We start from the raw sequence: 14746 nt of genomic DNA, 5'->3' as shown, positions 1-14746 counted from the left end.
ATGAGTTTGCTAAAAAAATACATCTTGGAGCAAGTGGCAGCTCATCGACTACATGAAAAGGAAGCACTTCCTTTGCTAAAAGAACTGTCCTCTGCCAATGTAAATACGCGCCAAGATATCGCGATCATCGGTATGGCTTGTCGTTTTCCTGGAGCCAATAGCCTCGAAGAATACTGGAACAATTTGAAACAGGGGCACGATTCAATCAGTGATATCCCGGCTGCAAGGCGTCCAGATGTCGAGAGGGTCGCGAGAGAATTTTTTAACGACACAGATTTTAAGTATGAGCGGATGGGTTACCTCGATCACGTGGATTTATTTGATCATGCGTTTTTCGAGATCTCACCTGCTGAAGCTCGAACCATGGATCCTTATCAACGGATGTTTCTCGAGTTGGCTTGGGAAACATTTGAACATGCCGGGTATAGCGAGAAGATGATCAGCGGTTCTCCTACCGGCGTATTTCTGGGATATTGTGACAATGAATCACAATACCAGCGTGTGCTGAAAAACGTTGATTCGTCCTCGCTGGCTGGCAACGTTGCAGCAATTATCGCTTCCCGGATTTCCTATTTGCTGAATTTATCAGGTCCGAGCCAACTGATTAATACATCTTGCTCTTCCTCCTTGGTCGCTCTGCACCAAGCATGTCAGGCCATTGGAAATAACGATTGTCGAATGGCTCTCGTAGGTGGAGTTAACCTTTCCCTGTTTCCGATTCAACAAGATACGGACTTTGGCATTGTTTCTGTAGATCGCAAAACCAAAGCTTTTGATGACTTTGCTGATGGAACCGTGTGGGGAGAAGGTCTTGGGGCTGTTCTTTTGAAGTCATACGATCAAGCAGTTAGAGACAATGACTATATCCATGCCGTGATCAAAAGCACAGCGGTCAATTGTGATGGCCGTTCTACCAGCATTACAGCGCCCAATGCGATTTCTCAGTCTGCTTTGTTGCGAACAACATGGGAGCGGGCGCGAATCAATCCGGAGAGCATCTCCTATATTGAGGCACATGGGACCGGGACTAGATTAGGCGACCCTGTCGAGATTGAGGGGATCATGCATGCCTTTCAGAAAGTTTCAAAACGCAAGCAATTTTGCGCAATAGGCTCGGTTAAAAGTAATATCGGGCACACGATAGCGGCATCAGGTGTGGCTGGGATCATTAAAACGGTTCTGATGATGAAGCATCGCCAGATTCCGCCGACGCTGCATGTGAAACGGCCGAATACCTTAATTCCTTTTATTGATTCGCCTGTTTATATAAATGATGTGTTAAAGGCTTGGGATGTAGAGGCGGACCAACCTGTGAGGAGAGCCGGGATAAGTGCATTCGGCCTGAGTGGGACAAACGCCCACGTCATCTTGGAAGAGCCTCCTGGGCGCGAGGCGACAGCCGGTTCAGAATCTGGCAATTACCTCATTACGTTATCTGCCAAAACAAGTGAGTCGCTCTGGGATTTGCTCGAGAAATACCAAAGATTTTTATCAGGACCTTCTGAGCACTCCCTTTTGGATATGTGCGCTACTGCCAATATGGGGCGCGGACACTATCGGTATCGCCTTGCCTTCGTTATCAACAACAAAGAGGATTTTTTGCAGAAGATCCATCGCCTGTGCACGGGAGAACGGATGGAGGACGGTGCTCCTCTCGTTGATGGGAACCAGGTGTTCTACGGCGTACTGAATTCCCGTGGGGAAAGTTCATCGCCGATCAGCATGCAAATAGACAGCTCTGACCCTGTAGAAATGGCAAAACAGTACGTACGAGGAGTGCCGATCAATTGGCTTGAATACTACCGTCCAATCAAATGGAAAAAGGTACCTTTACCAACCTATAGCTTTGCCAAAACCCGTCACTGGGTGCAAACGGATCAACCCGCAAACAACACGGTTGAACGATCCGATGCTGTAGCATCTGTAGCGGCTCATGAGGACGAAACTGCTGATGTGCATAAAATTGCTTCCACCTTCTTTACTTTTGGGGAAATGTTACTGACTCAGGTGAATGTCCAAAAGCAAACGGGTTTGGAAGAGGACGAAACTTTTTATTCCGGCTTGTTATCGCTAGAATGCTTCAAGCAACTAGGCGTTTTCCACAAGCTGACTCAAGCGTATTCGCTGGAAAAATTGCGTGAAGCTGTAAGGTTTGATGGAAGAAATGAACACTTCTTCCAACTCATGCTTGAACTTGTCGTTAAAGCCTCCCTGGTTGAACACGTTGAAGGAACATACCGTCTAACTGCACATGCAGAGGGTCTTGATGCGGAAGCGTTTTATCAGGATTGTCTGGATCGCTATCCAATTGAGCATGATACGTTCTCTCAATTGAAAGCGTGTTTTGCCCATTACTCAACGAGCATGACGGGGCAGGACGTACTCGTGACGAACGACGGTACTTCGGACTTATATAAGTCGTATGCGGATCGCATTACTCTTGGAAACCCTGCTGGACTTATGGCAGTGGAAACAATAGCTCAATACATCCATTCGTTTAGCCGTCCCGTTCGAATTCTGGAGCTCGGAGGCGGTTCCAGCAGTCTTACTCGCTTATTGCTGCCGAAGATTGAGAAACAAGATGTCACCTATCTGTTTACGGACGGTGAGCAAGCGTCTCTCGCAGAGGCAGAAAAAGAGTTCCAAGAAGTATACCCGTTTGTGCAGTTCCGCCTGTTCAACATGGAGCAGCCCCCAGCCGAACAAGGCTTTGATCTGCATACTTACGATGTGATTATCGCGAATAACGCTATACACAGGACGAAGGATGTTCGGGCATCCTTATCGATTGTGCATCAGTTGCTTGCAGAGCAAGGCGTGCTGTTTGCAATCGAGCTCGTGAAAAATCGCTTAACGGCAAATGTGATCGGGGGGCTTGCCGCAGACTGGTGGCAGCACGAAGACACCGAGCTGCGACCGCAAACCAGACTGATGGATCCCTTACGTTGGGAAAAGGCGCTTCGAGATACGAACTACCAATCGGTTGCCATTTATCCGTCGTCAACAGCGATGGGTGATCTATCTGATTCGGCGTTATTGATCGGACATTCAGCATATACGCCACAAGAGTATCGGGAGTGGCTCTACCAGATCCATTGGCAAACGAAAGAGCTGACAACCAATCAGCAGACCCAGCGTCCCGGGATATGGCTCGTACTTCAAGATGAAGGCGGTGTAGGAGAAACCTTGGCTGACGCGATGTCATCGGACGGACATGAAGTGTTCAGACTTCGCAGCGGTGAGGCTTTTGCCGTCGTTTCTTCCCACGAGTTTATCCTAGACCCTAGCCAGCCGGCAGATCTGCGGCGTGTGTTTGAGAGCCTCGGGGATAAAAAGGAAAAACTTACAGGAATTATCCATTTATGGAGCTTGACCCCAGGCTCTCAACAGCCAAATGATCTTAGACAGCTTGAAGCTCTTGAGTCTGCGCAACATCCGGGAGTTTATAGTCTGTATCATTTGACACAAGCGTTGCTTGAGCTGGATTTGAAGCAGGTGCTTGATTTACGGATCGTTTCGAACTATGCACAAGCAGTAGATGACAACGGACCTGTTTTTCCAGAAAAAGCTCCCTTGTTCGGTCTAGCCAAGGTGATTTCGCAGGAAAATCCAAAAATGCAGTGCTTTAGCCTGGATCTCGCAACAGAGGGGCGTTCAACATCGCAGTTGGCAGGCCAGCTTCTAGCGGAAATTCGCTGCAATCGGGATGACACATTGGTTGCCTATAGAGAAAATCGCATCGTACCTGAAATGAATCGCTGCGATATCGATAAAGTTCCGAAACGGCCCGTAGAGATACGTGAAAATGGCGTTTATTTGATTGCCGGTGGTACCGGAAAACTGGGCCTGGCATTTAGTAAGCATCTGGCCGCTCAAAAAAATGTGACGCTCGTGCTGATTAATCGTTCGCCACTTCCACCTAACCACGAGTGGCAAGCGCGTTTACAGCATCCAGACTGCAGTGCTGCTGAGGCACGAAAGCTGAAAGCCCTACTGGAGCTAGAGGAAATGGGAGCGCAGGTAGTCTGCTACGCAGCCGACGTGTCGGACCGTCAGCAGATGGAAGATATTTCCGAGAAAGTCCGTGCTCGTTATGGACCGATCAACGGCATTATCCAATCCGCGGCGCATATCACCTTCGAGACGATTCAGAAGAAGAAGTTTTCCGATTTTCAAAATGGTTTGAAAGCGAAGATGGCGGGCACGGTCATACTCGATCAGATAGCTGAACCGGAGCATTTGGATTTCTTTGTGATCTTCTCATCACTTGCTTCGATTTGGGGTGGGGCGACTGGAAGTGACTATGTCTCGTCCAACTGCTTCTTGGATGCCTATAGTGCAGCTCGCAGTCGAACAGGAAGACCAACGATAGCTTTGAACTGGTATGCGTTTGAAGGGATAACAGGTCCTGGTTTTATCGGATACATGCCGATGGATGGCGCAATCCAAGCCTTCGCTGCTTCGTTGTCTTGCGAAACTGAGCACCTGATCATTGGACAGTTTGATTTGCAAGTGCTGAAGGAATGGGCACCGTCTCTGAAAGTAAAGCTCGGAGATTCGATATTTGCAAGCGAAAAGTCTCGTAAAGAACGCGAAGTACCTACAGAAGCGACCATGCAAAACCGTGTTGTTTTGTCTGGCAGGGAGGAAGGCGATCACTACACTTCGCTGGAGCTTGCCTTAGGTCAGATTTGGTCTGATGTGCTGGGTTACACCGAATTGAGCATCGACGACGACTTCTTCAGACTGGGTGGCGATTCTCTTTTGGCAATCGGTATCGTTTCCCGTGTCTCCAAGCAGATGCAAAAAGAGATAACGATCACCAACCTGTTTCAGACACCAACGATCCGTCAATTGGCTGTGTTGATGGCTCCGAATGAAGAAACAGCCGTGTCAGCGATTCCTGTAGCGGAGTATCGGGAAGCTTACCCCGCCACCTCGTCTCAGCAGAGAATTTATGTGCTGGAACAAATGCAGGAAGGGGCAGTCGCCTACAACATCCCTACAGTCATGATGCTTGAAGGAGAGCTGGACAGAGAGGCTTTCGAACGTGCATTTGTCTCGCTGGTGCAGCGTCATGAGTCGTTGCGCACCTCGTTTTCCATCGTGGATGGAGCTTTAATGCAAACCGTTCACCCGAGCGTAGATTTTACGTTGGCGTATAGTGAAGTCGACGAGAACGAGGCCAAGAGAACGGTCGAACAATTCATCCAACCGTTTGACTTGTCAAAAGCGCCGCTTGTTCGCGGGATGCTCATTCGCATGGGTGTCAATAAACACTTGTTGCTGTTCGACATGCATCACATTATTTCCGATGGTGTATCCATTAACATTTTGATCCGCGAGTTCTTCCAGTTGTATCAGGGACTCGAGTTGCCCGAGCTGCGAATTCAATATAAAGACTACAGCGTGTGGCAAACCGAACAGCTTGGCAATGGGGTATTGGCCGCTCAGGAGAAATTCTGGCAGGGAGAATTGGATGGAGAACTTCCTGTGCTTAATCTGCCTACGGACTACCCTCGACCGTCTGTCCAGAGCTTTGAGGGAGATGTCCTAACCTTTGAGATTCCTCAAGAGATGACAGAGAAGGTACTAGGACTGGCAAAAAACAATGGGGCAACCTTGTACATGACGTTGCTGGGAGCGCTCAGCATTATGTTGTCGAAATACGCTGGCGAAGAAGACATTATCATCGGATCGCCAGTGGCTGGCCGTCATCATGCAGACCTGGAAAACATCGTGGGTGTCTTTCTGAACACACTGGCGATGAGAAATTTCCCGCGAAGTGGTCGAACCGTTGCAGATTTCCTTCAGGAAGTAAAAGAACGGGCACTGGCGGCGCTCTCTCATGCCGACTATCCGTTCGAAATGCTGGTGGATCGTCTGACGCTGCCCAAAGATACAGCGCGCAACCCATTGTTTGATGTGATGTTCATTTTGCAAAATACCGGCGACGCGAAGGGAAGCATGAGTGCAAATGGGCTGACGCTTTCACCTTATCCTTTTGAACAGCGCTCTGCCCAGTTTGATCTGACCTTTGACATCATTGAACGAGAACAGCGCCTGATTGTCGATATCGAATACAGCAACAAGCTATTCAGCAAAGAGACAATTGCGTCAATGTCCACACACTTCCAGAAGATTCTGGAGCAAATGGTGGAGAATCCTGAACAGTTGATCGGCAAGATGTCCATGCTGGCGGCAGAAGAACGCATGCTGCTGATTGAGCATTGGAATGACACGAGTTTGGAATACTCTCGTGAAAAAACGGTCGTCCAGCTCTTTGAAGAAGTCGCGGAAAAACAGCCGAACGCGTTAGCTGTATCATGCGGAGATGAGAAAGTTACTTATGCGGAATTAAATAAGCGAGCAAATCAAGTTGCCCGTTTGATAAAGCAACACGGTGTCACTGCTGATACTTGCGTGGGCCTTCTGACGAATCGCTCCGTGGAAATGATGATCGGGCTCATGGCGATCTTGAAAGCGGGGGCTGCGTTTGTTCCGATTGATCCGCACTATCCAGAAGAACGCATCTCCTATGTTTTGGAAAACAGCATGACTCCCCTCGTGTTAACCCACGATTCTCTGGCAGAGAAGCAGTGGGGAAGTGTTGTCCGGGTGGACGTAAACGATTCCCGGATAGAGACGGAAGACGACTCCAATCTTCCGCCACAGGCTACACCCCGTGATCTCGCCTATGTCATTTACACATCGGGTTCTACAGGCAAGCCTAAAGGCGTCATGGTTGAGCACGGCAATTTGATGAGCTTCTGCTCAGGGATCGGAGAACACATCGATTTTGCCAGCGCAGACAAAATGCTGGCTGTGACAACGATTTCGTTTGATATTTTTCTGCTTGAAACGATTGTGCCGCTGACGAAAGGGATGACTGTAGTCATTGCAACTGAGCAGCAGCAAGCAGACCCGCAGGTGCTCAAGGAGTTGATTTTGCAGGAAGAAATCACATTCCTTCAACTGACTCCATCCCGGCTGCAGCTCATGCTGGAAGAGAAGAGCAACTTGCATGCACTTGACAGCCTGAAAGCGATCCTGATTGGAGGAGAGGCCCTTTCAAAGTCGTTGTTCCAAAGGCTTCGCACACAAACGAAGGCAAGACTTTACAATCTGTACGGTCCGACTGAAACAACGATTTGGTCTACGGTGCAGGACTTGACTGAAGCAGAGGAAGTAACGATTGGAGCACCGTTGCCCAATACACAAGTCTACATCCTCGATGAGCATCTCCAAGTGCAGCCGATGAAGATCAATGGCGATCTTTATATTGCAGGAGATGGGGTAACGAGAGGGTACTTTGGCCAGCCAACACTGACGGCTGAGCGCTATATTCCTAATCCGTTTCAACCTGGTCAACGCATGTACAAAACAGGTGATCTCGCGAGATGGCTGCCAGACGGGCGTATTGAATACGTGGGACGATCTGACTTTCAGTGCAAAGTGCGCGGTTATCGCATCGAATTGGGTGAGATTGAAACTGCCCTTTCTCAGCATCCGGATATCACGGAAGCAGTGGTCAGTGTGCGAGATACCGCCAGCAATCCTTACCTGGCTGCCTATTATATAGCGAAGCGAACGTTGGACAGTGATGAATTGCGTGCGATGCTAACCAAAAGTTTACCCGATTACATGATTCCACATTTCTATACGCATATGAATATGTGGCCGCTGACACCAAACGGAAAGTTGGATCGCAAATCATTGCCAGAGCCTGATTCTCTCCAAGACAAGCATATCGAATATCAAGCCCCGGCTACCAGACTGGAAGAACAGGTGGCGGGCATCTGGCAGGACGTACTTAAACGTGAAACGGTCGGTATGCAGGATCACTTCTTCCAAATAGGCGGTAATTCGCTTTTACTGGTACAAGTTCATGCCAAGCTTGAACAGCTTTACTCTGGACGGGTTCGAATTGCCGATTTGTTCGCTCATCCTACGCTGTCTAGCCTGACCAACTTTTTGAAGAATACCGCTTTAGACCTGGCAGATGAACAAGGGGAATCTGATGCGGCTACCTATTGGTTGAAGGAGCTGGATCGTGTCTCGCTGATCGAGTTGTCGCCTGAGTACTGGGCTAGTGGAGAAGCGAATGTGGACACAGACTGGGTCCAATTCTCACTTACTGATGATCTGTTTGAAAATGTTCAGCAGGTAAGTCAAGTGGAAGCAGTTGAGGTACGAGACGTTCTCCTTTCGATGTACCTGTACCTCATGGCGGAATTGACAGGACAGCAGGATCTTTATATGGAAGTGGCTGTCGCCAGGGAGCTGCAGATGAATGTCTATCCATTCCGGGTGAACATGTCAGAGGTCAATACCTTCTTCGATCTATTCAAGCAGGTGCAGCAGAAACGACAGTTCATCGAGAAATGGACGGGAGACGCCTCGTTGTGGCTTGAAAAATTGCGGACAGAACGCAACGACGGAACAATTATTCCATTATTTGGCGGTGTCAAAGCGTTTACAGATGCATCGTTTACACACCATGAACATGAGCTTGCCTTCTGGATCAAGGAAGGAAACAACGTGATTGATATCGTGTGTGCGTTTGACCCTAAATGCCTCCGTGCAGAAAAAGTCACGGAGATGACTCAGGATTACCAGCAATTGCTCAAGATGCTAGTGAATGAATACATGACATAGAGAAGGGTGATCAAACATGGACAAAATCGCACTCTTATTCCCGGGACAAGGTTCACAATATGTTGGAATGGGCCAAGCATTATGTGAGGCCCATCCCATTGCGGCCCGCACATTTGAAGAAGCAAGTGATGCGCTTGGATTTAACCTGCAAACACTTTGTTTTGCAGGAGATGTACAAGAATTGACCAAAACAGAGCACGCACAGCCAGCAATCCTGACAACAAGTGTCGCAGCCTTCCGCGTTTATTCACAGGAAATGGACATCGAACCGAAGTGGGTGGCGGGTCACAGTCTGGGCGAGTTTACGGCCCTGACTTGTGCCGGTGCCATCCAGTTTGCAGATGCCGTCCGCCTTGTCTATCGACGAGGTCAGTTCATGCAGGCAGCTACGCCGCAGGGTGTCGGAGCCATGTCAGCAATCTTCGGGTTGGATGCTCAACTTGTCGAGGAGATTTGTCGGGAACATTCTCGTGACGGTGCGATCGTTGTGGTCGCCAACCATAACTCCGCTGATCAGATCGTCATCTCCGGACATGCGCATGCGGTGCGGCAAGTAGAGGAAGCGTGCAAGCAGCAAGGCTCTACTTCCGTTGTCACCCTCAAGGTGAGTGCGCCTTTCCATTCGCCTCTCATGGTGCAAGCAGCCGAACAATTAAATGAAGAACTGAAGCGGTACACGTACTGCGATCCCAAATGGCCTGTCATTTCCAATGTGACAGCACAACCATATGTCCATGCTAATCAGCTTGTCGATTTGCTCACAGCCCAGACAACCAGCCCTGTTCGCTGGCAAGCTACGATGGATTACTTGGTAAAACAGGGAGCGAATACTGTAATTGAGCTCGGACCAAAAAGTGTGCTGACAAATTTGGCCAAAAAATATCCGCTTCGCGCCTTTGCCTTTGACAAGCAGGGGGAGATCGATCGTTATCAGCAAGAGCTTCAAGATGCTAAAACGCGGAATCAAGCAGCAATTGCCCAATTCGTCGATTCTTGCATTGCGATTGCCGTTTGCACGAAAAACCGCGGTCTCGATGAAGAAGCCTACCAGCAAGGGGTGATTACGCCCTACCAAGCTCTTCAACAACTGAGGCAACAGCTGGAACAAGGGGAAAAAGAGGGGGGCTATGGGGATGTACGCGAAGCTTTTTCTCTGCTTCGTTTGATCTTGCAAACAAAAAAAGCTCCTGACGCGGAACAAACCATGCGCTTTGAACAGCTGACCAGCAAACCAGACCTGCTACAGCGATTTCCCGAGATCAGCAACGAATGGCAAGCAAGCTAAGCCGAACCAGGTAAGCAGAGGACCCAAGGAGGAAGAATGCAGTGAGCAAGCCATTAGGATTGAACCGAGTCAAACTGAATAAACAGCAGACGGATGCTCATTCAACTGATAGCAAAGCCAATCAACACGATATTGCGGTGATTGGTGCTGCTTGCCGATTCGGAAGCGCAGAAAACCCGGCAGACTTTTGGCGTCTGTTGCAAGCTGGTCAAGATTGCGTGCGAGAGCTTCCCAAGGAGCGCCAAAACGATTTGATTCCATTGTTACTCGCCAAAGGGTTGACGATGGAGCAAATTCAATTTCGAGAGGCTGCCTACCTGAATGAAATTGATAAATTCGATCCGCAGCTCTTCGGTCTTTCTCCTAAGGAAGCCAGCCAGATGGACCCGAACCAGCGCTTATTTTTGCTGACATGCTGGGAGGCGATTGAGGACGCAGGATATGGTGGAACAATGCTCGCGGGCAGCCGTACAGGTGTATATCTGGGATTTAGCAGTGACTTTGGTGAAGAGTATAGACGAATGATTCGAGAGCTGGAACCAGAAGCGTTGTCCACCTCAATCATTGGCAATATGAAATCGGTGATTGCTTCTCGCGTCTCCTACCTGTTGGATCTCAAAGGTCCGAGCATGCTTGTAGATACATCCTGCTCCTCGTCGCTGATGGCTGTTCATCTGGCATGCCAAGCGATTCGTCGAGGAGAATGTGAAATGGCGCTGGCCGGCGGTGTCAAGCTCATCTTGCTGTCTTTACAAGATGGAAGCAATGATTTGGGAATTTTATCGCAATCTGGTCGTACTCGTCCTTTTGACAATGATTCAGACGGTTCGGGTGTCGGTGAAGGCGTTGGCGCCGTTTTGCTGAAACCGTTGGCAAAGGCTCTTGCAGACGGGGATTCGATTTATGCGGTGATCAAGGGAAGCGCCGCCAATCAAGACGGCCATTCGTTCGGGCTTACGGCGCCAAATTCACTGGCTCAAGCTGAAGTGATCCAGCAGGCATGGAAAGACGCGCAAATTGATCCCGAAACCCTTTCCTATATCGAGGTGCACAGCATAGGTACCAAGCTGGGTGATCCTATGGAGATGGACGGGCTGGAGAGAGCGTTTCGCCCATACACAAATCGGCGCCAATTTTGCGGGATCGGCTCTGTAAAGACGAACATCGGTCACACCGACCACGTAGCGGGGATTGCTGGTCTTTTCAAAGTGATCCTGTCTCTGAAACAAAAACAGATACCTCCGCATTTGCACTTTCAGCGCGCGAATCGGATGATTCCTTTTGAACAATCTCCCATTTACATCCATGACACATTGACAGAGTGGGAACCAGAGAAAAGCGTGCGACGGGCTGGAATCAGTTCGTTTGGGATGAGTGGAACGAATGTGCACCTCGTAGTAGAGGAAGCACCGGGATTCATGCCACCTCCCAAGCAAGAAGAAGGGACTCAGGCTATTGCATTATCCGCTAAAAGCAAGGAGAGCTTGCTCAACCTGTTGCTCCGCTTTCAGAAGTGGACCAGCAAGCCAGTGGAGGAACTGCCGACATTGGAAAGTCTCAGCTTTACGGCAAATACGGGGCGTAGTCACTACGGCTACCGATTGCTACTGATTTGCAGGGACATGGACGATTTTGCCGCAAAAATCTCCAAGTTGTGCGCAAGCGACTGGACAACACTTTCTGAACCAGATATTTTCTTTGGCTGGCACAAGCTTATCTCCCAGGAAAAAGCGGATAGAGAGCCTGGAATACTGACCGAAGCCGAACAACAAGCGATGAATAAGGCGGCTAATGCTCTTTTGCAAAAGCTTTTGTTGGCACAAAGCAAAGAGTTATCTGATCTGAAAGAGCTTGGCGAATTGTATGTGAGCGGGGCAGATGTACGCTGGAGTGCCATGTATACGTTTAAAAAGCCGCGCCGCGTGCACCTCCCTGTTTATCCGTTTGAGCGTAAGCGTTGTTGGCTGGACATCTCTTCTCTTCCTTCTCTTGACAAGGATGCCGGGAGAGAAAAAGACAAGGTCGCACCGCAAAAATCTGGAGAAGCGAAGCTACCAAACGTGGTAGTACGTGGGAGAAAACATGATACCTACACCATTTTAGAGCAAGAGCTGGCTCACATTTGGGGATATGTTCTGGGGCTTGAAGAAGTAGATGTACACGACAATTTTTACGAGCTGGGCGGGGACTCGATCATTGCGATTAAAATGATCAGCGAAATCTCCAAGCGGATGAACCGAGAAGTAGAAGTACAAGACCTGCTTACCCATTTGACGATTTCCGATTTTGCTGCCTTTCTTGATGCGGCTGGGCATGTAGAAGAACAGGTTGCGAAAGCAGAGGCAGCTGCTACTACAGTCCAAGCTATTCAACAACGAAACGCAAAATCAAGGCAGGGTACGCAAATCAAACGCAGCTCGTATGCCGATGTCAGTCATTTATCCTGGCGTCAATGGAATTGTTATGATCGCGGTCTCGCTTTATTAATGGAGGAGCAGGATGCCCATCTGATCCCTTATTTTAAGCTTTTTCTCGGGTTGAAGCGCGGCTATCAGCTTGATGCTGAGGGGTACCCCTATTCGTATCGGGAACATGCTGAGGTTATGGGATATTTGTCGGATGAGGAGATGCTTTATAAATTTGGCTATCGGGTCAAGCTCGTGCCTGTCACACATCTGGATGAATTGCATGAGTCGATCATTCGCCAACTGGATCATGGCAAGCCCGTAATGGTTGCGTTTGACGAGTACTACACCTTTTACACACCTCAATACCAGAAGGAACATACCGATCATCTCACCGTCATCACTGGCTATGACCATGAAAAGCAGGTCTATACGATCATCAATCACAATCATTTGACTCGCGGGCAAGCACAGCGAATCCAATACGATAAGTTTTCCACAACGTACCAAACGCTTGAGGAGATTTATGCAAATGTAGATCCGCATTCCCGACTGATCATGGTGCTCGATCGGGTTACAGATGACGAGGCAAGCTTGCGTGCGAGCGCGGATGAGGAGTTGCTGCGATTACTAAAAGCGGTCGAGACTAAACAGCAAGTTGGCCGTGAGCTTACGCTGTTGCTGTCACTTACGGAGCAGCCAGACACCTATTTTCATGAAGCCAATCTAAACGAGCTCTACGTTCAATTAGGCGGGAAAGAACTGTGGATGGAAACATTATTGGACTGGTACATTCCACAGGCGGATCAGTCTGTACGCGAACTGGCGGAGGAGATTTTGCAGACATCCAATAACGCGGTGAATCGTTATGCCCTTAGCTTATACAAAGAAAAAATGTTGAAGCGATCCGATGTGGAAGCTGCTGTCGACAAGTTGAAGTCACTCACTAGTCAATTTCTGCAACAAGTATTTGCCTTGCGAGAACGTGATTCGGATATCCGATAGTCGCATGTGTTTACCATTACGATAGACAGGAAGGAGAGTGCTCATGTCACTCACCGAGATTCAACCGAGCAAGCATCCGAACCTGGATTGCATCGGCGCTTCTATCTACACGGTTCTGAAATACTTGAACTTTTCCGCTTTGGAAACAGCTTGGAAGCAGTGCGGTGCCATCTATCTTAAAACGCAAGATTCTCCTTATGGAGATGTAAACGGTCAATACATGAGAACAGTCGCAGAGCTGACGTGGATTCACAATCTCCGCGTAGAAGGACAGGCTGAACCAGAAAACGACCTGTTTTTGGCAAATATTCAAAAACGTTTGGAACGGGACATTCCGACAATCGTCCTCTGCAATATGGCAGAACTCCCGTATAACCCTTATTATCAGGACCTGCCTGAAATGCATAGCATCATTGTCACAGGAAGAGAAGGTAACCAGCTGCTGATCGTCGATGATTACTACCGCTATAAAGGTCTGTTGCCCATCGAGCAATTCTTACTAGCGAGCAACTCTTCCTATCGGGATGCAGGTACAGGTGAATGGTATCCACTCCACAATCGTTCATTTGAATTGGTACTTTCAGATTCCCTGCATCCGACGCACGATCAGTTGCTGGAAGCGGTCAGGAGCAATCTCAGCGTACTTGAGGGTCGTTGCGACATCAATCAAATCAAGCGGGAATTGGATGTACCCGACGATGTCAGCATCGAGGTAGGGCTGAAATCGCTTGATCCTTTTCTCAAAGACGTAGAGGCTTTTCTCGCTAGTGGAGTGGAGATTACTGATGATCATCTCGATATCCTTAACCACAGCTTGATCAGCATGGCGCAAACACGAGCGATGTATGCCAACGTGCTGCAGGTGATCAGTGAGAAGTACGAAAGCTTTGCAGATCTTGCCGAGCAGTATCGTAGTATCGGACATCAATGGAAAATTACGACCAATATGATTTTAAAGGCTTTTGATAGTAATCGCAGTGACATGGTTCATCGCGTTCTGCAAAAAATCAGCAGCATAAAAACGCAGGAATTTGAGGCGGTCACAAGCACAAGAGAAGTACTGGAACGAGTTGGCGTTGTTGTGTAAGTATCTAGCACATGGAGGTACTCCTATGGAAAAGGAAACCGAAGTATACGAGACGCTCCTACAGTTGTTTTCTGAGTACGTGAACGAAAGCGGAGAACTTACGGAGTACATTGATTCATTGACCTTTATCAAGTCGGTCGTAAAGGTTGAAAAAGAGTTTGGTATTGAATTTGATGATGACATGCTCCACTTGGAAAACTTTCAAGATATGAAAACATTGGCAGGTTACATTCAGCAAAAAATGGATGCAAAGACTGCCTGATCAAGGGCCGAGATATATTCAATCGATCGGACGAAGACGGGAAA

5 protein-coding genes are annotated in these 14746 nt (G+C 48.6%); all 5 read left to right on the top strand.

Translation table 11 applies throughout. The annotated features are described in order from the left end of the window. Genes edeI through ACUUHJ_RS17050 form a run of 5 tightly spaced genes read left to right on the top strand, consistent with a single transcriptional unit; the run spans position 1 to position 14702 of the window. The gene (gene edeI, locus ACUUHJ_RS17070) at positions 1-8658 is read left to right on the top strand and encodes an edeine biosynthesis hybrid PKS-NRPS EdeI (RefSeq protein ID WP_472299455.1); all 8658 of its coding nucleotides are present in this window, start codon (positions 1-3) and stop codon (positions 8656-8658) included. A 16-nt stretch (positions 8659-8674) separates the two neighbouring features. Continuing rightward, positions 8675-9943 carry an ACP S-malonyltransferase gene (gene fabD / locus ACUUHJ_RS17065; RefSeq protein ID WP_472299454.1) on the top strand — a complete coding sequence of 423 codons (1269 nt, stop codon included), beginning with the start codon at positions 8675-8677 and terminating at the stop codon, positions 9941-9943. A 41-nt stretch (positions 9944-9984) separates the two neighbouring features. Beyond that, positions 9985-13353, top strand: coding sequence for an edeine polyketide synthase EdeG (gene edeG / locus ACUUHJ_RS17060; RefSeq protein ID WP_472299453.1), 3369 nt, complete (start codon positions 9985-9987; stop codon positions 13351-13353). A gap of 43 nt (positions 13354-13396) precedes the next feature. Beyond that, positions 13397-14440, top strand: coding sequence for a BtrH N-terminal domain-containing protein (locus ACUUHJ_RS17055; protein WP_472299452.1), 1044 nt, complete (start codon positions 13397-13399; stop codon positions 14438-14440). A gap of 25 nt (positions 14441-14465) precedes the next feature. Beyond that, entirely contained in the window at positions 14466-14702 is a 237-nt protein-coding gene (locus ACUUHJ_RS17050; protein WP_472299451.1) for a phosphopantetheine-binding protein, read from the top strand. The last annotated feature ends 44 nt before the right edge of the window (positions 14703-14746 follow it).

Source organism: Brevibacillus schisleri, assembly GCF_055685845.1.
This window is presented reverse-complemented; position numbering and strand designations above follow the sequence as displayed.

Coding starts and splice junctions, on each gene's coding strand:
- edeI (WP_472299455.1), top strand. CDS start 1: ATGAGTTTGCTAAAAAAATACATCTTGGAGCAAGTGGCAGCTCATCGA.
- fabD (WP_472299454.1), top strand. CDS start 8,675: ATGGACAAAATCGCACTCTTATTCCCGGGACAAGGTTCACAATATGTT.
- ACUUHJ_RS17055 (WP_472299452.1), top strand. CDS start 13,397: ATGTCACTCACCGAGATTCAACCGAGCAAGCATCCGAACCTGGATTGC.
- ACUUHJ_RS17050 (WP_472299451.1), top strand. CDS start 14,466: ATGGAAAAGGAAACCGAAGTATACGAGACGCTCCTACAGTTGTTTTCT.